The sequence below is a fragment of the Flavobacterium sp. HNIBRBA15423 genome (assembly GCF_052655965.1).
On record NZ_CP199751.1, the window covers coordinates 1,410,836 to 1,430,150 of the forward strand.

21 protein-coding genes are annotated in these 19,315 nt (G+C 29.2%); 13 read left to right on the top strand and 8 right to left on the bottom strand.

The genetic code is table 11. The annotated features are described in order from the left end of the window. Positions 1–66: 66 nt before the first annotated feature. Complete coding sequence (locus ACULEV_RS06230; protein WP_445457807.1) at positions 67–282, bottom strand: DUF5963 family protein; 216 nt, start codon at positions 280–282, stop codon at positions 67–69. A 214-nt stretch (positions 283–496) separates the two neighbouring features. Between ACULEV_RS06230 and ACULEV_RS06235 the strand changes: the two genes are divergently transcribed. From ACULEV_RS06235 to ACULEV_RS06260, 6 genes are all read left to right on the top strand, one after another. After that, positions 497–952: a hypothetical protein gene (locus tag ACULEV_RS06235; RefSeq protein WP_445457808.1), complete on the top strand. Its 456-nt coding sequence runs from the start codon at positions 497–499 to the stop codon at positions 950–952. Continuing rightward, the gene (locus ACULEV_RS06240) at positions 952–2,715 is read left to right on the top strand and encodes a tetratricopeptide repeat-containing sensor histidine kinase (RefSeq protein ID WP_445457809.1); all 1,764 of its coding nucleotides are present in this window, start codon (positions 952–954) and stop codon (positions 2,713–2,715) included. The genes ACULEV_RS06235 and ACULEV_RS06240 overlap by 1 nt, the downstream gene beginning before the upstream one ends. Continuing rightward, a complete protein-coding gene (locus tag ACULEV_RS06245) occupies positions 2,712–3,323 on the top strand; it encodes a response regulator transcription factor (RefSeq protein WP_445457810.1) in 612 nt (203 codons plus the stop codon). The genes ACULEV_RS06240 and ACULEV_RS06245 overlap by 4 nt, the downstream gene beginning before the upstream one ends. Positions 3,324–3,503: 180 nt before the next feature. Further along, positions 3,504–3,860 (top strand): hypothetical protein, encoded by a 357-nt coding sequence (locus tag ACULEV_RS06250; RefSeq protein ID WP_445457811.1) that lies wholly within the window; start codon positions 3,504–3,506, stop codon positions 3,858–3,860. Between the two features lie 19 nt (positions 3,861–3,879). Next, complete coding sequence (locus ACULEV_RS06255; protein ID WP_445457812.1) at positions 3,880–4,866, top strand: hypothetical protein; 987 nt, start codon at positions 3,880–3,882, stop codon at positions 4,864–4,866. Positions 4,867–4,962: 96 nt separating this feature from the next. After that, positions 4,963–5,499 carry a hypothetical protein gene (locus ACULEV_RS06260; RefSeq protein ID WP_445457813.1) on the top strand — a complete coding sequence of 179 codons (537 nt, stop codon included), beginning with the start codon at positions 4,963–4,965 and terminating at the stop codon, positions 5,497–5,499. 60 nt (positions 5,500–5,559) lie between these two features. On the opposite strand, the gene ACULEV_RS06265 is transcribed toward ACULEV_RS06260, so the two are convergent. Beyond that, positions 5,560–7,284, bottom strand: coding sequence for a T9SS type A sorting domain-containing protein (locus ACULEV_RS06265; RefSeq protein WP_445457814.1), 1,725 nt, complete (start codon positions 7,282–7,284; stop codon positions 5,560–5,562). A gap of 106 nt (positions 7,285–7,390) precedes the next feature. Between ACULEV_RS06265 and ACULEV_RS06270 the strand changes: the two genes are divergently transcribed. Further along, entirely contained in the window at positions 7,391–7,627 is a 237-nt protein-coding gene (locus ACULEV_RS06270) for a hypothetical protein (protein ID WP_445457815.1), read from the top strand. 18 nt (positions 7,628–7,645) lie between these two features. Here ACULEV_RS06270 and ACULEV_RS06275 read toward each other — a convergent pair whose 3' ends face one another. Then, a complete protein-coding gene (locus ACULEV_RS06275; protein ID WP_445457816.1) occupies positions 7,646–8,212 on the bottom strand; it encodes a DUF1543 domain-containing protein in 567 nt (188 codons plus the stop codon). Between the two features lie 83 nt (positions 8,213–8,295). Next, on the bottom strand, positions 8,296–8,427 hold the full coding sequence (locus tag ACULEV_RS06280) for a helix-turn-helix domain-containing protein (RefSeq protein ID WP_445458524.1): 132 nt from the start codon (positions 8,425–8,427) through the stop codon (positions 8,296–8,298). Between the two features lie 94 nt (positions 8,428–8,521). Between ACULEV_RS06280 and mazG the strand changes: the two genes are divergently transcribed. Both mazG and ACULEV_RS06290 read left to right on the top strand, forming a co-directional pair. Further along, positions 8,522–9,295, top strand: a complete 774-nt coding sequence (mazG, locus tag ACULEV_RS06285; RefSeq protein ID WP_445457817.1) for a nucleoside triphosphate pyrophosphohydrolase — start codon at positions 8,522–8,524, stop codon at positions 9,293–9,295. A gap of 95 nt (positions 9,296–9,390) precedes the next feature. Continuing rightward, positions 9,391–9,684, top strand: coding sequence for an antibiotic biosynthesis monooxygenase family protein (locus ACULEV_RS06290; protein WP_445457818.1), 294 nt, complete (start codon positions 9,391–9,393; stop codon positions 9,682–9,684). Positions 9,685–9,771: 87 nt separating this feature from the next. Here the strand turns inward: ACULEV_RS06290 and ACULEV_RS06295 are convergent, their stop codons facing one another. From ACULEV_RS06295 to ACULEV_RS06310, 4 genes are all read right to left on the bottom strand, one after another. Beyond that, entirely contained in the window at positions 9,772–10,884 is a 1,113-nt protein-coding gene (locus ACULEV_RS06295) for an endonuclease (protein ID WP_445457819.1), read from the bottom strand. A 3-nt stretch (positions 10,885–10,887) separates the two neighbouring features. Continuing rightward, positions 10,888–12,102 (bottom strand): RsmB/NOP family class I SAM-dependent RNA methyltransferase, encoded by a 1,215-nt coding sequence (locus tag ACULEV_RS06300; RefSeq protein ID WP_445457820.1) that lies wholly within the window; start codon positions 12,100–12,102, stop codon positions 10,888–10,890. Between the two features lie 91 nt (positions 12,103–12,193). Continuing rightward, positions 12,194–13,432 (bottom strand): hypothetical protein, encoded by a 1,239-nt coding sequence (locus ACULEV_RS06305; protein ID WP_445457821.1) that lies wholly within the window; start codon positions 13,430–13,432, stop codon positions 12,194–12,196. A 57-nt stretch (positions 13,433–13,489) separates the two neighbouring features. Further along, on the bottom strand, positions 13,490–14,167 hold the full coding sequence (locus ACULEV_RS06310; protein ID WP_445457822.1) for a Crp/Fnr family transcriptional regulator: 678 nt from the start codon (positions 14,165–14,167) through the stop codon (positions 13,490–13,492). A 106-nt stretch (positions 14,168–14,273) separates the two neighbouring features. On the opposite strand from ACULEV_RS06310, the gene ACULEV_RS06315 reads away from it, so the two are divergent. The 4 genes from ACULEV_RS06315 (at position 14,274) to ACULEV_RS06330 (ending at position 19,304) form a co-directional block, all read left to right on the top strand. Beyond that, a complete protein-coding gene (locus ACULEV_RS06315; RefSeq protein ID WP_445457823.1) occupies positions 14,274–16,652 on the top strand; it encodes a heavy metal translocating P-type ATPase in 2,379 nt (792 codons plus the stop codon). 76 nt (positions 16,653–16,728) lie between these two features. Beyond that, complete coding sequence (gene ccoS, locus ACULEV_RS06320) at positions 16,729–16,920, top strand: cbb3-type cytochrome oxidase assembly protein CcoS (RefSeq protein ID WP_445457824.1); 192 nt, start codon at positions 16,729–16,731, stop codon at positions 16,918–16,920. A 2-nt stretch (positions 16,921–16,922) separates the two neighbouring features. Next, a complete protein-coding gene (gene ccoN / locus ACULEV_RS06325; protein WP_445457825.1) occupies positions 16,923–19,124 on the top strand; it encodes a cytochrome-c oxidase, cbb3-type subunit I in 2,202 nt (733 codons plus the stop codon). Positions 19,125–19,130: 6 nt separating this feature from the next. Continuing rightward, positions 19,131–19,304: a CcoQ/FixQ family Cbb3-type cytochrome c oxidase assembly chaperone gene (locus ACULEV_RS06330; RefSeq protein WP_445457826.1), complete on the top strand. Its 174-nt coding sequence runs from the start codon at positions 19,131–19,133 to the stop codon at positions 19,302–19,304. Positions 19,305–19,315: the final 11 nt, after the last annotated feature.

The window sequence follows — 19,315 nt, forward strand, 5'->3', positions numbered from 1 at the left end:
AAATTATTCTTAAAACTTTACTGTAAAGTTCTTAAAAGGTTAATTGGTAAAATTAATGTTAATTTATTACTTTTTAATTGTGTATATTCCTCCTATAAATAAGGCACCTGCTAATCCTAGATATACTAAACCTTCAGTTTGCCCCGATTCATTTGAGGCATCAATTTCAAGTCCTAAGAAATTTACTTCATTAGTATTGTTAGATACTTTATTAATTCCAATATATCCTAAATAAATTGAAAAGACAATTAAAAGGATTCCAATAATTTTTGCAGTTTTCATACTATTTGATTTTTGTGGTTAAATAAATTTGTTATAAGGTTTTTTCTTTGTTTAATTATCCTTGTAAAATTAATTAGCACTTAGTTAAAATTCATTACAGAGTTTGAGAATTATGTTATATTATTTACATTTTTGAGGTATAAATAAATACCCATTGTTAGTGATTTTTTTATTATTTTAGAAACTTAATTTAGCTAAAAAAATAAAATAGTATATGAAAACATATCAGTCTTGTGGGAAAATTAACATCGAAACAAAAACAGTAGAAGTAAAAACGATGCTACCAGAATTAGAAGAAGGAGTTTATAAATATGTAAAATATTATAATATTTCAAATGAAAATTATTATGGCATATTAGGTATCTTATTAGTAGAGAATGGGCCAAATGATGATTTATCAGGTATTGATGGTGTTCTTAAGAAAATACCAGTTGATACAAATCCAATTAACTTAAATGAGTTAGAACCATTGGAAAACGGAAAGACTTTTTCTAATTTAAAATCAAATGATAGTATTCATTTTATGTGTTTTCATGATGATTCATTTAATGGTTCTGAAAAAGATTTGAAAATATTTCAAAAAAGTTTACCACAATTTCCAGATTTTGATTTAATAGAAGAACCCAAAGTAGGGAATGGAGGTGTACTTACTATTGATGGATGCTCATAATGAATAATTCAAAAAATATAATATTTTCAATAGCAACAATTCTTATTGTTGCTATTTCATTTGGTCAAAATAGCCAATTAATTTTATTAAATAAGTATATTAATGAAGCAGCCATTGACTCATCTAAAAAAAGTATTGATAATCTCAAAAACATTAGTTTAACTAAACCTCAAAAGGCTAAATTTAATTATTTACTTGCCAATTACTATAAGTTAATTAATGAAGATGATTTAGCATATAAAAATTATCTCGAAGCAAAAAACAATTATAAAGAGTTAGATAGTATTTCTCAAGTTGCAAAAATTAATATTGAAATGACATCATTATTATTAGCTATCAAAAATAATAAGATTGATTATAATATTTATATAAAAGAATTTTTAGACTATGCCAAAACTTCTAAAGAGCCAAAAATATTAAGTGAAGGTTATATGCAGTTAGGAAAGTCATTTTATAATTCAAATCCTAAGCTAACTATAAATTATTTTTTTAAAGCTCTATATGAAAATGAGAAAGCAAATGATCCTATTTATAAAGCGAGAATTATGCAAAATTTAGGAGCAACTTATGCCTCTGATGCTATTTTAAAGTTGGATTCGGCTCTGTTTTTTTATGATAAAGCAATGAAAATTTTTGAAAGAGAAAATCTAAATGAATATATTTCCTATATCTATATTAATAGAGGTGTAGCTTTTACAAAACAAAAAAAATATGAGGAAGCTATTTCTAGTTTTCTTAAAGCGGATTCTATTTCTGTAAAAGAGTTTAAGAATAAAAACAAAGAAATAATTTATGGATTTTTAGCAAACGCTTATAAAGAAAGTGGAAATTATAAAAATGCGATAGAATATTTAGAGAAACAGAAAGTTTATCAAGATATTTTAGATGAAAAAGAGCAAAATAAAGCCATTCTTGACATTGATGTTAAATATAAAACGGTCGAAAAGGAAAAAGAAAATACCATATTAAAAAAAATCAATTTTAAGAATAAAATTACAATTAGTGTTAGCTTATTATTACTTTTATTATCCATTTTAATTGGTTTTCTATCATTTAAAAACGTAAAGAATAAGAAGAAAATTATTGTGCAAAAAAAGACTATTGAAGTAAATAATTTGGTCAATCAATTAAAAGAGAATCAACTAAATGAAATAGATAAAATGTTAGCTATTCAAGAAAAAGAAAGGCAAAAAATTGCGGATGAATTGCACGATAATCTAGGAAGTCTATTAACAACTTTAAAAATTAATTTTGAAACTTTATGCGAACAAGAAACCAATGTTGTTTTATTTGATAAAACTAATAAGATTATAGACGAAGCTTATAATGAAGTTAGAAATATTGCACATCTTAAGAATATTGGTGTTACTGGTAAAGATGGTTTATCGTTGGCTATAAAAAAAATGGCTGATAAAATGTCAATTCCAAAAAGAATTATTTTTAATGTAATTCCTTCTGGATTAGATAATCGAATAGAAAATACTATTGAAGTTTTATTATTTAGAATTATTCAAGAATTAGCAACAAATTGCATCAAACATGCAAATGCAACTGAAGTTAATATCTATTTGAATCAATTCGACAACGAAATTAATATAATGGTAGAAGATAACGGAAAAGGCTTTGATATTCATAAGATTAATGTAAATAATGGTATTGGACTGAAAAATATAGAAAGAAAAATTGAGCAATTATCGGGAACTTTTACTATTGATACTAAAAAAGGAAGAGGAACAACCATTATAATAGATTTACCATTATGATACGAATTATAATTGCAGAAGATCATCAAGCATTAATAGATGGGATTAAATTAGCTTTGGAATATGAAGAACATATAGAGGTTGTGGGTGAAGCTTTGGATGGAGAAATGCTCCTTGATTTAGTAAAACATAAAATACCAGATGTTGTGGTAACTGATATTCGAATGCCAAAATGTGATGGAATAGCTGCTACTAGAATGATAAAAAAAAACTATCCAGAGATACAAGTGGTAGCCTTTAGCATGTTTGATCAAGAAGAAGCAATTCTACAAATGAAAGAAGCAGGAGCATTAGGCTATATTATGAAGAATTCCTCATTGAAGAAATTAATTGAAGCGATAAAAAGTGTGGCTAAAAATATTCCTTTTTATGATGATTCTATAAGTACTAAAGATGCAATTAGTAAAGAAGAAATTATTTTAAGTACAAGAGAAAAAGAGATTCTACGGTTAGTAGGTGAAGGTAAAACATCACAAGAAATAGCTGATTTACTATTTGTTGCTAAAAGTACAGTAGACACACACAGAAAAAATATTCTTAAAAAAATGAATATCTATGGAAAAACCGATTTAATCCGATTTGCCATAGAAAGAAAATATGATTTTTAATTAAAATCAGACTTTTACTAGTTAAAAATCCCTATTGTTAGGGATTTTTTTTTGCTCCAAAATGTTCAATTTTACATTGTAGTTAGCTAACACACAATTTAAAAATGGAGTCTGGAAACCATAAGAAAACAGGGCGTAACCGAAAAGCCAGATGAGTAGGGTAATTAAATTAATATAATTATGGCATTTGGAATTACAGCAATTAAGAAAATAGTTAATAGAACTAATCAACCAGTAGAAGTAAGAAAAAGAGACAATTTTAATGATATTGTAATTTTGAAACCGCATTGGGAAGTAAACGAAGAAATTTGGATACCTTGGGTTTTAAATCAGCAAGAATTTGATGAAAAAGTCATTGAAATATCTTATTTAAGAGAGAATAAAAGAGTTTATGTTTGGCAAATTGGGGATAAAGTTAGGTATTCAAATTTTGGATTTGATATGTATGGAAAACCAATTAGTGGGATTGCAAAAACTGATGGAGATAGAATGTTGATAATTGACGAAAATTCAGTTTCATTAGATTTATTAAGGTAATAATTTAAAAAATAAAATCATGCAAATTCAAGCAAATTATACTATTATAGAAGGTTTTTCAGGCTATGTTTCAAAACCTCATAAATATACAATGTCTTATTTAAATGGAGACCAAACGTATACCGAAAAGTTTGCGATTCTTAAAATAGAAAAAAAGCATATTAAAGATGCATCGGAAACTATAGATACAATTATAAATGGAGTATGTGCCGCTCTTGCAACTGGTGGTACAGCTATTGCAGGACCTTTAGGTGCTGCCTTAGGAGGTGTGGCAAATGTGGCTTTTCAATGGCTGAAGGGAAAAATTTTTAATGCTGATGGTTCAATTACTTTATATTTAGCTTATCATTATATTGGTACAGAATCTGGATTAGCTTTTGACCCTACCTTTTGGCCTGGTGGTATGGAACCAATTGTATGGAGAGGAATTGTTGATTCTGTTCTATTAGCCTTAAATGTTTCTAAGCCTAATAAACCAGACATTAAACCAGAAAGAGTAGAATTTCAAATAGAAGAAAGAGTTGTTGTACAAGGAAATTTTACAACTTTTGACAATGAAACTACAGTAGAAAAATTGAAGAATTATTTTATATCTAACCCAGAAATGTTTAGTTCACCCGATTCAAAAATAGATATTTCTAGAGAACAACTTTATAAATTTGGAATACCAACAATTGTGAATTATGATAATTTCATTGGTTTTTTGAATGATGAAAAAGATAAATTTGGGATTAAATCAATTAATTTCGAAATTTCAGAATATTCTATGGGTTGTGCAGCGTGTAAAGGTGCTGCTTACGCAACCGCTGGAGCGCTTATACTTCTTGGAACAGTTGGAATTGCATTACTTACTCCAGAATCTGCTGTAGTAGTTAGTTTAATGGGAGCATTAGGTTTAGCATCAGCGGCACAAGCACTAGCTATTATACAGGGAGTTACTGCTTTTTTAAGTTTTGGTGCTGGAGCAGTAGCTTCAGAAATATGTGTGGCTGTTGGCTTTTGTTAAAATTAAATAGAGAATAATCTGATGAATTTTTATTTTTGGCACGACTATTGGTTTATTTTTGTAAGAAACAATATATAAATATAAAAACGAATAGTTATGAAAAAATTTACTTTAATTTTAGCTTTAATCGGGATGATTACGCTACAAAGTTGTGTTAAAGAAGAAGTAGTAGTGCAAGATGATTTTGATAACGATACCATCAGTGAAGTGTTTGAGTATAGTAATAATGTGAATTTTACAAATTCAAATGGATACTCAGTAGTTTTAGACTTTCCCTACACTATTTATGGATCTGATATGGTTTTAGTATACCGATTATCAAATTATAATTCAACTACGGGTGATTATTGGAAACTATTACCAGAAACCTATTATTTTGATGATGGAACCTTAGATTTCGGTTATGATTATGTTGCAACACGCTATAATGCAAAAGTTAATCTTTATGGTTTTGATTTACCAGCGTTAAATCCAGAATTTAGATTAGATCAGGTACTAAGAGTTGTAGTTATTCCAGCAGCAATAACATTCAATGGAAAAAGTGCTAATCCAGTTAATTTTAATGATTATCAAGCTGTAATTAATTACTATGGTATAGATGATAAAAATATTACTAAAATTGATTTAAAATAGATAATTTTAATTTAATAAAAAGAGACAATTTCTTTATTTAGAAATTGTCTCTTTTTTTAATTATTCTTTAACAAATTTATATATAATTTCTTTTTTATCAGTTTTTATAATCAAACTGTACAATCCTTTTGGTAAGTTCGAAACATTTATTGGAAACTCCTTTGATTCAAATTTATTAATTTTATTGTTATAATATAAAACTTTACCTGTTAAATCAATAATTTTTAAATCCAAAAAATTAATATCATCAATTTTTCTTATATTTAATGTCGTTACAACTGGATTTGGATATATGCTAAAATTATCATTTTTTTCTATTTCTTCATTATTTTTGGAAATTCTGTTTGAAACGGAATAATAATTAATTATTATTGAATTACTAGGGTAGTATATTAAATCTTCACTTACAATAATTCTTCTATATTCATGTTTTATTAAAGGTTGTCTTCCTAATCTAGGTTTAGCAGGCATATAATTACTTTGGTCTGCCCCATCAATATTTACCCATGGAGAATCTAAAGAATAAGTTATATTTCTCATTTGCCATTTATATCTGACATTTTGTAAAGAGGGATTACTTCCTGTTATTAAGTTTACATCTTGATTTGAATAAATATCCTGATTACAACAAATGCTATTAGAAATATCTGATAGATTTACAGGAAAAATCTCAATTACATTACTTGATACGGAAGCTCTCCCAATGTAAGGATAATTAGGATCTATTACTAATCTTCTATATTCGATACCTATTGTTACAGACTCTGAAGGTGTGTAATTCTGGTTTGTAGCATTGGGAATATCAACCCATCCATAATTATTTTTAAAATTATTATACTGATTTAAATCCCAAGAAGGAGTAGGTTTCGCAATCCTTTTTTGCCATTGATAACTATAAGGAATGTTGCCAGAATACTCACTATCTCTCCCTGAAATTATAACTTCATTTCCAATCAGTTCTTGTACATTACTTCCATAAATTAAATATTGACTCATTTGAATCTCATTAGTAAAAATAAGTCTTGAAACATCTGCAAATGGTCTATTAATAATAATAGTAAATGGATATGAGTAGTAAACAGTATTATTTAAAGAACTATATAATGTTTTTTTCTCTACAATATTTACAGATTCATATATCCTTCCAGATCTGCCAATTTGAAAAGGTGTACCCCACGGCTCTGAGCTATTTTCTCCATGTATCCACTCATATGTTATTTGTCCAGGTATATCAATAGATTTAGAGGGTAGTAATGGGCTAGCTCCATAAGGAGTGAAGTCTGATTCATATAGGGAGTTGTTACTTCCTCCATTTCCACCACCATTTCCACCACCAGAAGAAGTAGTAACGACAACAGCTCTATTATCACTTTTATATTTTATTCCTGAATAAGTTTCATATTCAGAATAAATATAACCACCTGTTGCATCAAATTGACCAGAATTTAAGGTTATACTAAAATATCTATATGCCGTTGTTGAACCTAGAAATAAAAGAGATCCACCATCTCCACCATTAGCAATATTTACAGGGTTTGATGAATTTTTTTGATAATAAATTTTTATTGTACCAGGATAATTATCACTTGGAGCATTTTGAAGTGTTACTTGCGTTTCTAATGAAACATTGGCAATAGAATTTGAATTTATTGTAATAGGTTGGCTAGCACTTATTGCACTCCCATTGACATTCGTAACATTTATAGTTACCGTTTGTGAAAAACAATTATTACTGAAATTTATCAATAATAAAAAGACTAATTTGAAAAATGTTTTTTTATTCATGTTTGTTATTTTTTGCAAAAATATAATTCAATTGTAAGAAAAGACAACATTTAATGTTAAATAAAAAATATTTTTTATATTGCAGTATAAACATAAACGAATTTATATGAAAAAAGTAGGAGGTTACGTGGCTTTCTTTGGTGCATTTGCCATAGTTTTAAAGTTTTTTGATAGAGTGCCAAGATTACTCTCATGGATTTACAAGTGGGGTGATACTGTTGCTTGGATAATTATGATAGGAATAACGGTGGCTGGTTTAGCTATTTATTTTCTAATTCCTAAAGAAAAAATTGAAGATGCAAAAGAGTGGAAGAATGAAAATGATACAGAAGGTAAAATATAAATAAAAACGTCCTGACATTCAGGACGCTTTTATTTTATCAAACTTTAAATAGCCAATGTGCTTTTCGTCTTCTAACCCTAAATTTGATTTTGTAATTTTTAATTGAAATTTTTCTTTAAATTTTTGATTTAAAATATCTTCAATTTCATGAATGTCGTCTACATCAACTCCATATTTATCATCAATGTGTGAAGTTGCTCCTTTAAAGTCATAATGTTTATAAAAAGCGGTTTCTTTTGCTTTTTTTATAGCTTCTGCTTTATTTTTGGCTACAGCCAAAACCTTATAGTGATATTCTTCAAACACATTTTCTTTATAACCACCTAGATTAAGAAAAAATAGTTTTTCCTCTTGTTCAAGTTTTTCATTTCTTGAAATAATTTCAATAGTGTAACCATCTATTTGGGTTACTTTCTGCCAAGCATCTAAGTGAATTATTCCTTTTGCTTCTGGCCAAAAATCTAACATATCTTGTTTTATATCATATAGGGAATTTCCTATTCCAAAAAATATATCGTGTTGTTCAGTAAGTCTTCCTTTTGGAGTACAACCCAACATAATCATGAATAAACTATTTTTTTCCATGTGTCAAAGATAAAAAAAGACTTTAAAAAAATAAACGGCTCAAAAAAGTTAGATACTATTCGTACACTTTTTTAGTTTTTAATTTATTCTGAATATTCCAAAATATCTCCAGGTTGACATTCTAGTACTTTGCAAATAGCTTCTAAAGTGCTAAATCGAATTTTTAAAATGTTGTTTGCCATGTTTACATTTATGTATTGAGACAAATAAGAAATAATCTCATCTAATTAAATACTTTCTAAAATAATCCATAATTTTACAATTTCAATTTTTAACAATAAATAGTAAATAATCCATAAGCATTATAAAATGAACAATCGCGATAATCAACTTCAAGCTTTCAATAGATTACTAGATATTATGGATGATTTAAGAGAAAAATGTCCATGGGATAAAAAACAAACTTTAGAAAGCTTACGTCATTTAACGATTGAAGAGACTTATGAATTAGGTGACGCTATTTTAGATAATGATTTGCAAGAAATTAAGAAAGAGTTGGGTGATTTATTATTACATATTGTTTTTTATGCTAAAATAGGAAGCGAAACTAATGATTTTGATATTGCTGATGTAGCTAATTCAATTTGTGATAAATTAATTGATCGTCATCCTCACATTTATGGAGATGTTGTTGTTGCTAATGAGGAAGAAGTAAAGCAAAATTGGGAAAAATTGAAACTAAGAGAAGGGAAAAAATCAGTTTTAGAAGGTGTTCCAAAAAGCTTGCCTGCTTTAGTGAAAGCAAGTCGTATTCAAGATAAAGTAAAAGGAGTAGGGTTTGACTGGGAAGAATCGCATCAAGTTTGGGACAAAGTACAAGAAGAATTACACGAATTGCAAGAAGAAGTAAAAATGGGAGACCAAGATAAAATTGAAGCTGAATTTGGTGATGTTTTATTTTCAATGATAAATTATGCACGATTTCTAAAGGTCAATCCAGAAGATGCTTTGGAACGAACCAATAAAAAATTCATTAAACGTTTTATGTATTTGGAAAGTAAAGCTGGAGAATTAGGAAAACCACTTGCAGATATGACCTTAGCAGAAATGGATGTGTTTTGGGAAGAAGCAAAACGGTTATAATACTTAGTTTTTGAGCGATTTTATTTTAAAAAGCGATATAATTCAAAACATATTTGTAATTTTCTAACTTCTAACTTCTAACTTCTAACTTCAACATGTATTACGCAGTAATTTTTACCTCAACAAGAACCGAAATTGAAGAAGGTTATAATGAAATGGCCCAAAAAATGGAAGCCTTGGCAAAACTTCAACCAGGCTTTATAAGTATCGAAAGTGCTCGTAATGAAATAGGAATTACCGTTTCCTATTGGGAAAATTTGGAAGCGATTCAAAATTGGAAATCAAACATAGATCATTTGTTTGCACAAAAAAAAGGAAAAACTACTTGGTATAAAAATTACAAAGTAAGAATAGCAAAAATAGAACGTGAATATGATTTTGGCTTTTAATAATAAAGAAATATTATATAAATAAAAAGGTTTAACTCTTCGATTAGATTGGAGTTAAACCTTTTTAATATTGTGTTAGTAAAATGTTTAGTTTACTATTACTTTTTTAGTTATTGAAGCAGTATCAGAAGATAATTTTATCATATAAAATCCACTGTTCAAATTAGTAATCTGATAAGTTTCTGTACTAATAGTATTAGGATTTTTAATCTCTTTAACAATTTGTCCGTTTACATTATAAACAATAACATCTTTTAAAGTTGTAGAGGAAGAAATGTAAATGGTATTATTGATAGTAGGGTTTGGATAAACATTTACTGAGGCTAATAAATCAAAATTTTCAGATGATAAAAAGACAGATGGCCATCTATTTTCAGCTACTGATCCACCCCAAATTACTGTTGCTAAATAGGGATTATCTATAAATGGATTACGATTTCCTTGAGCAAATGTGTTAGAAGTATTACCGTGATAGGTATTTCTATTATCCTCATATTGTGATACTGGATCTTCAGCATTCCATTGCAAAAATAAATCAATCATATTAGCATCACTAGCAACAGGATTTCCTACACCAACATTTATTGGTAAACATTGAGAGCCATATCTTAAATACATATACATCATCATTCTCGCTACATCTCCTTTCCATTCATCACCAGGATACCATGTTGTAGAAGTGATATCTCCTGAGTTACCAGAACCAGCCGCAAATTTTTCACTAGATCTATCATTGTTTCTATCTACATCAGTAGCTCTTAAATGATGTGCATCTTCACCTGCATCACTTGCTCCACCATCATTTAGACCAGGTACAGCTAATGATTTAGCATACACATGCTCTCTATTCCATTCGCAAGATGATGAACCACCATTTGAAAACTTATCTCTAGTTCTGTGGTCTTTATCATCAGTTGGAGAAGTAGGACAGGTATTTGAACTAAATCCATAAAGCAATAAAACTTTTGAATTTGTTAGGTCATTAGGATCTAAATCTGTTACTTGGGTTGCATCCCAAACTTGTGAATAAGTCAAATAATTGGTATGAGTATTTGAAATTTTAGTTTCCAAAGCACTTTTTAATGCACTTCCAGTTAGATTCCAATTGATGTCATCATAGTAAGGACTTGCTGGTGCTCCATTTTGTGCAAAGTTTAAAGTAAAACTTAATACTAATAATAGTGTAATTTTGTTTTTCATTTTTTATAGTTTTCGTTCTAATAAAGCCATATAAAACCCATCATAACCACTTTGATGAGCTAATACTTTCCTTTCTTTTACAAAAGTAAAATTTTTTCCAGCTTCGGTATTTAGAAAATGTTTCACTTGTTCTTCGTTTTCTGATGGAAGTACAGAACAAGTTGCATAAACCATTTTTCCTCCTGGTTTTACTATTTTAGAATAATTTTGTAAAACTTCAGCTTGTACTTTTTTAATATTATCAATAAATTCAGGTTGTAATTTCCATTTACTATCTGGATTACGTTTCATTACGCCTAATCCACTACAGGGTGCATCAATTAAAACACGGTCTGCTTTTTCGTGTAATTTTTTAATTACTTTGGTTGAATCTATAACTCTAAACTCAATATTGTGAACACCATTTCTTTTTGCACGCAGTTTCAATTGTTTTAATTTACTTTCGTAAATATCCATAGCAATTAATTGACCTTTATTTTCCATTAAAGAAGCTAAATGCAAGCTTTTTCCACCAGCACCAGCACAAGTATCTACTACTCGCATTCCTGGAGCTACATCTAAGAAATAGGCAACTAATTGAGATGAAGCGTCTTGTACTTCAAAATAACCTTGTTTAAAAACATCAGTCATGAAAACATTTGCTCTTTCTTTCAAAATCAAAGCGTCTTGATAATCTTTTGAAGTATATGTTTCAATATTCAAATCCATTAAGATTGCTCTTAATTTTTCTTTGGTAGTTTTTAAAGTATTAACCCTAAGAATTACTTCAGCTTGTTTGTTTTGAGCTTCTAATTCTTTTGCCCAAGTAGCTTCACCCAATTCTTTTACACCAAGTTCATCCATCCAATCAGGAATAGATTCTTTAAATTTTCTAATTTTAGATAATTCATCAAATCTTCCTTTTATTTTTCGAGCTGGAGTTCCTTCAAAATATTTCCAATCGGGTAGCATGATACCTCTTAAAACAGCCCAAGCTGCAAATATTCTCCAAACATTATCTCTATCATAAGGTTCTCTTACTTCAGCAATTTCTGCATAAAGACGTTTCCAACGAACAATTTCATAAATCGTTTCTGCAACAAATTTCCTGTCACTGCTTCCCCAACGTTTATCTTTTTTTAATGCACGTGCTACAACCTTATCTGCATATTCTCCTTCATTGAATATAGCAAGTAAAGAATCTATAACTGTGAATACTAAATTTCTATGTAATCTCATTTTTTATTTAATCAGCGTGCAAAGATAGTGATTTAATAAAAAAAAGCTGTCTATTATGACAGCTTTGTTATGATATATGGTATTAATTTTTTTATCCTCTTCCTGAATTTCCTCGATTTGATGAAGAACTTCTACTTCCTCCAGAATTTCCACTTTGTCTAGAGGAACTACTTGAACTCCTTACAGTTGAACTTCCTCGATTAGATGAAGTGTTTCTTGACGAACCTACATTAGAACTATTTCCTCTTGTTGATGAATTACTTCTTGATGAGCCTACATTTGAATTATCTCCTCTATTTGATGAGTAATTTCTAGTAGAAGTTGTATTATCTCTTGTAGATGAGTTAGTTCTTGGAGAATTTGTTACAGATTTAGTACTTCTTGTAGAAGAATATGTTCTAGGAGAATTTCCTGTAGAAGTATTACTTCTAGTTGAAGAATAATTTCTAGGTGTTGTAGCTGAATTATTACTTCTTGTAGAAGAATTATTTCTAGTTGCACCTTGAGTATTATCTCTATTTCCTCTTGTTGAATTACTTCTAGTATTAGTGTAAGCTAATTCTCTAGATCCAGAAGTTCTTGTTTTTATAGTTCTGTTTTGATCCATTTCATATCTATTAGAATAACCAGAATTTCTATGACTAAATGATCTATTTGGGTATCTTCTTTCATATCCATTTCCTCTTCTTCCATAATAAGCATTGTAAGCATATGCACATCTTCTTGTATTTACATAATGATATGTATGACCAAAATTAATATGAACTGCAATATGATTTCTATATCTAAAAATAGGGAATGGTCTCCAGTAAGTATAATATGTTGGGTAATAATTCCAATACCAGCTTGAACAATATGGACGATAGCTACTTACCCAAAAAGAAGTATAAATTATAGGTCTGTGTACATAAACTGGTTCATAAATATAATTATCGCCATACATATAAACATCACCTACAACTTGAACCTGAACATTATTGTTTCTATCTTTTTCAACTTCTATTGAAGCTACATCTTGATATAAATCTTTATCTAAAACAGCTTGGACTACAATAATATGAGCATTACCTTCAATTGATTCGATAACTCTTAAATAATCTACATAATTATCGTTATTTAGATCTAAATTTGAAATTTGTGATTTAGGGTCATTTAATCTTCTTTCAAAATCTTCTAAATCAGAAGCGTCTCCAAAAATGGTAGCAACTGCTCTTAAGTCTAAATTATCGCTTATGTCACTACTGTTAGCAGTAACTGTTGTTTTATCTTGTGCAAAAGAAGTTATGGCTAAGAAAAAACTAAATATCCCTGTAAGTAAATTCGTTTTCATATCATTCATTGTTTAAAATTGATAATAACAATGAACCAATTATTGTGCCAAAAAATATTAGCTAATTTTTTGAAGTGCTTTTTTGTCTTTTAAAAAGATTCTTTTGCCCTGTAAATCAATTATTTTTGCTTTATTCATTTCAGATAATAATCGAATGCAACTTTCAGTAGCCGTACCAATCATTCCAGCTAATTCTTCTCTCGATAATTGAATGCGAATGCTTTCATCTTCATTTTTACCAAAAGTTTCTTCTAAATAAAGTAAGGTTTCAGCTAATCGTTTTTTTACAGTTTTTTGTGCCATGTCAACCATGTGTTCATCTGCTTCTTTTAAATCTCCACAAATAGTTTTCATCACATTCATTGAAAAATCATTATTTTGATTGAAAAATTGGAGTATTTCATTTTTAGGAACAAAACAAACTTCCATATCTTCTAATGCAATTGCAGATAGATTTGCCGATTCCTCGCTTATCATTGAGCGTTGTCCTAATAATTCTCCTGGTTTGCCTAATTTTATAATTTGATCTTTACCATTTGAACTTAGTTTTGATAATTTACACACACCATCTTTGATACAGTAAATACCATTTAAAGTTTCACCTTCTTCAAAAATAGGTTCACCTTTTTTAATTGTATATGAAGTTTTACAATTAGCCATTTGAACTAACTGTTCTTTATTTAAAGCTTTTATCGAGCTGAACTGTCTTACAATACATTGTTCACATTTACTCATGGATGATTTTTTTATAAAGATATTCAAAGATAGTTAAAGTATGACAAATATCATATTTTAAATTAGAACCATTTGCAACCTTTGTTACAGGTAAAATGAGCAAATTATGGACACAAAAAAATGTTTCCATTGTGGTATTGAAATTATAAAAAAAGAAGAAATTGTTTATGAAGAAAAAAGTTTCTGTTGCAATGGTTGTAAGACTGTTTATGAGATTTTTAGTCAAAACGATTTAAGTTGTTATTATGATTTTGAGAATGCACCTGGTGCAACACCGCAAGATATTAATGGAAAATATGATTTCTTAGATGATGAAAAAATTATTGCAAAACTTCTGGAATTTCAAGAAGAGTCGACAAATATTGTTTCACTTTTTATTCCTCATATACATTGTAGCTCGTGTATTTGGATTTTGGAAAATTTACAAAAACTTCAAGAAGGTATAAGTACTTCACAAGTTAATTTTTCAGAAAAAAAGGTTAGAATCACATTTGATTCAACAAAAACATCTTTAAAAGCGATTGTTTATTTGTTGAGTTCCATTGGTTACGAACCTTACATTAGTCTAGAAAATTTTGAAACAGGCAAGAAAAACATTGACCGAAGTTTAATTTATAAATTAGGAGTTGCTTTTTTCTGTTTTGGAAATATAATGCTTTTATCTTTTCCAGAATATTTTGAAGTAGAAGAATATTGGATCAATCAATATAGAGGCTTCTTTCGGTGGTTGATTTTTGCACTTTCGTTGCCTTCTTTTATTTATTCAGCAAGTGACTATTATGTTTCTGCCTATAAAAGCATCAAATCTAAAATGTTGAACATTGATATTCCTATTGCTTTAGGAATAATCGTAATGTTTGTGAGAAGTACCGTTGATATAATATTTGATTATGGTCAAGGTTATTTTGATAGTTTAACGGGTTTGGTTTTCTTCATGCTTTTAGGAAAGTTATTCCAACAAAAAACGTATAATTTTCTTTCTTTTGAACGGGATTATAAATCTTATTTTCCAATTGCAATTACTAAGCTAAATGCTAATGGAACAGAAATTCCTGTTCAAGTATATGATATAGAAAAAGGAGATCGATTGTTAATCAGAAATCAAGAATTAATTCCAGTTGATGGTATTTTAATTTCTGAAAAGGCTTTAATTGATTATAGTTTTGTTACTGGTGAAGCTATTCCAATTGAGAAAAAATCTGGAGATAAAGTATATGCTGGTGGCAAAATAAATGGTAAAGTAATTGAACTTGAAGTGCTTTTTTCGGTTTCCCAAAGTTATTTAACACAATTATGGAGTAATGCAGTTTTTCAAAAGAAAATTGAACAAAAACATAAAAGTATTACTGATAAAGTAAGTCGTTATTTTACACCTATACTTTTGTTTTTAGCGTTTGTAGTTTTCAGTTTTTGGCTATTCATTGATGTTTCGATGGCTTTTAATGTGTTAACTGCAATTTTAATTGTGGCTTGTCCATGTGCATTAGCTTTAACAGCTCCTTTTACTTTAGGAAATGTATTGCGAATTATGGGAAAACAAAAAATGTATCTTAAAAACGCAATGGTTATTGAACAATTAGCAAAAATAGACACACTTGTTTTTGATAAAACTGGAACTATTACCTCAAATAAAAAATCGGCTATAGAATTTATAGGAAAGGAACTGTCCTCTGAAGAATTATCATTGATTAAGAATGTTATAAGAGGTTCAAATCACCCTTTAAGTCGAAAGATTTATGATTTTTTACCCAATTTACCAAAAATAGAAATTCAAGAATTCGAAGAAATAACAGGTAAAGGAATTATAGCTAAGGCTAATGATATGAAAGTAGTAATTGGTTCAGCTAGCTTATTAAGTATTTCTGATGAAAATCAATCAAAACAAACCAAAGTCTATATTGCAATTGAGGATAGCTATAAAGGATATTTTGTTTTTGATAATCAGTATAGAAATGGTGTGGTTGAGTTATTCGAGCAATTAAGTAAAAAATATGAGCTAAAAATACTTTCAGGAGATAATGAAGGAGAAAAAGAAAATCTTCAGTCTTTATTACCAAAAGAAACCCAATTAATTTTTAATCAAAAGCCAGAGCAAAAATTAGAATTTGTCAAGCAATTACAAGAGCAAGGAAAAAATGTAATGATGATAGGTGATGGATTAAACGATGCAGGAGCTTTGGCACAAAGTAATGTAGGAATATCAATTTCAGAAAATGTAAATGTGTTTTCTCCAGCTTGTGATGGAATTATGGATGCTTCTCAATTTTCAAGACTGGGTTACTATTTGAATTATTCCAAAAATGCTATGCGAACCATTTACATGAGTTTTGGACTTTCCTTATTGTATAATTTGGTTGGTTTGTCATTTGCTATTACTGGAAATTTATCTCCATTAGTTGCTGCCATTATTATGCCTTTGAGTTCTATTACAGTAGTAAGTTTTGTAACCTTAATGAGTAATTATTATGCTAGAAATAAACATTAATATTTTTAAGCGATATGATAAATGTCATATTTTAAGATAGTAGCTAGAACTAACTTTGTTAACATAAATTTAAGGTATGAGTGTCATTTATATATTAATCACAGTAAGTATAGTAGTTGCGGTTGTTTTCTTGATTGCTTTTATAAAAGCGGTAAAAAGCGGACAATATGATGACGATTATACACCATCAGTCAGAATGCTTTTCGATGATGAGTTAAAAAAAAGTTCAAGTAAAATAATAGAAGTAGAAAAACAAAAATCAATCTAATTATGGAGATGCAACAATTTTATTACGATAACAAAATTGTAAAGAAGTTTCTTTATGCAAGTATACTTTTCGGTGTCGTAGGAATGCTTGTAGGTTTAACAGTAGCCTTTATGTTTCTTTTCCCAAACATGACCGATGGAATTCCTTGGTTAAGTTTTGGTAGATTAAGACCATTACATACAAATGCTGTTATTTTTGCCTTTGTAGGTAACGCAATTTTTGCAGGAGTTTACTATTCATTACAGCGTTTGTTAAAAACAAGGATGTATAGTGATGTATTAAGTAACATTAATTTCTGGGGTTGGCAATTAATTATAGTCGCAGCTGCTATAACATTGCCACTGGGTTACACCACATCAAAAGAATATGCAGAATTAGAATGGCCAATTGATATTGCTATTGCCTTAATTTGGGTAGTGTTTGGTATCAACATGATAATGACGATTTTAAGAAGAAGAGAGCGTCATTTGTATGTTGCCATTTGGTTCTACATTGCCACTTTTGTAACAGTAGCTGTACTTCATATTTTTAACAGTCTTGAGTTACCAGTTTCTGCCTTAAAAAGTTATTCTGTTTATGCTGGAGTACAAGATGCATTAGTGCAATGGTGGTACGGACATAATGCGGTTGCCTTTTTCTTAACTACACCATTCTTAGGATTGATGTATTATTTTGTACCTAAAGCGGCTAATCGTCCAGTATATTCTTACCGATTGTCTATCATACACTTTTGGTCTTTAATTTTCATTTACATTTGGGCTGGACCACACCATTTATTATATTCTGCCTTACCAGATTGGGCTCAAAATTTAGGAGTTGTATTCTCTATTATGTTGATTGCACCATCTTGGGGAGGAATGATCAATGGTCTATTAACATTGAGAGGTGTTTGGGATAAAGTAAGAACAGAACCAGTTTTAAAATTCTTTGTAGTAGCTATTACTGGTTATGGAATGGCAACTTTTGAAGGCCCAATGTTATCACTTAAAAATGTAAACGCAATTGCACACTTTACCGATTGGATTGTTGCTCACGTTCACGTTGGAGCATTAGCATGGAATGGATTTTTGACTTTTGGTATGATTTATTGGTTAATTCCTAGAATGACAAAAACAAAACTATATTCTACTGCATTAGCTAATTTCCATTTCTGGATTGGAACCTTAGGAATCATTTTATATGCTTTACCAATGTATGTGGCTGGATTTACTCAAGCATCTATGTGGAAGCAATTTAAGCCAGATGGAACCTTACAATATGGAAATTTCCTTGAAACAGTTACCGAAATTATGCCAATGTACTTAATGCGTGCTATTGGAGGAACTTTATTTGTAATTGGTCTTTTAGTTTTGGTATATAATATTATTAGAACTGTTATGGCTGGACAAAAAGTGGAAGACGAATTAGCTGAAGCTCCTGCTTTAACAAAAATTACATCTGGAAGATTAAAAGGAGAAAAATTCCACCCTTGGTTAGAAAGAAGACCAATTCAATTGACCATTTTAGCAACTATTGCTATTCTAATTGGAGGTATTCTTCAAATTGTACCAACAATTATGGTAAAATCTAATATACCAACAATTTCAAGTGTGAAACCTTATACACCTTTAGAATTAGAAGGTAGAGATATTTACATTAGAGAAGGTTGTAATAACTGTCACTCGCAAATGGTTCGCCCTTTCCGTTCAGAAGTAGTTCGTTATGGAGAATATTCAAAAGCGGGAGAATTTGTTTATGATCATCCATTCTTATGGGGTTCAAAACGCACAGGACCAGATTTAGCAAGAGAAGGAGCAAAATCTTCAAATCCATTTTATGGAGGACGTTCTGATGATTGGCATTTTAATCACCTTTGGGATCCTCAAAGTACATCTTCTGGCTCTATTATGCCAGGTTATAAATGGACTATTAGAAATACTTTAGATAAATCGGATATTCAGGATAAAATGAAAGTTATGCAATCTTTAGGTGTTCCTTATACAGATGCCGAAGTAGAAAAAGCAATGGATTCTATTGAAAAACAAGCTTCAAAAATTGAAGAAAATTTATTGAAAAATAAAGATATCCGTAAATCTTTTGATGAACAAAAGAAAATTCAAGGGAAAGATTTTGTTCCTGTGAAAGACAGAGAAATTGTAGCCTTAATTGCTTATTTGCAACGCTTAGGTACAGACATAACTAAACAAGATAACACTAATAAATAAAGTAGTATGTTAAAGTTTATCAAACATAATTTAGAAACGATTGCTGGTATTGAGGTTTACCCAATACTATCATTAAGCATATTCTTTACCTTTTTTCTAGTGCTCTTCATTTGGGTTTTTACCTATAAAAAAGACAAAATTAAGGAGTTAAGTGAATTACCAATTAAAGACGAATTATAATACAGATTTAT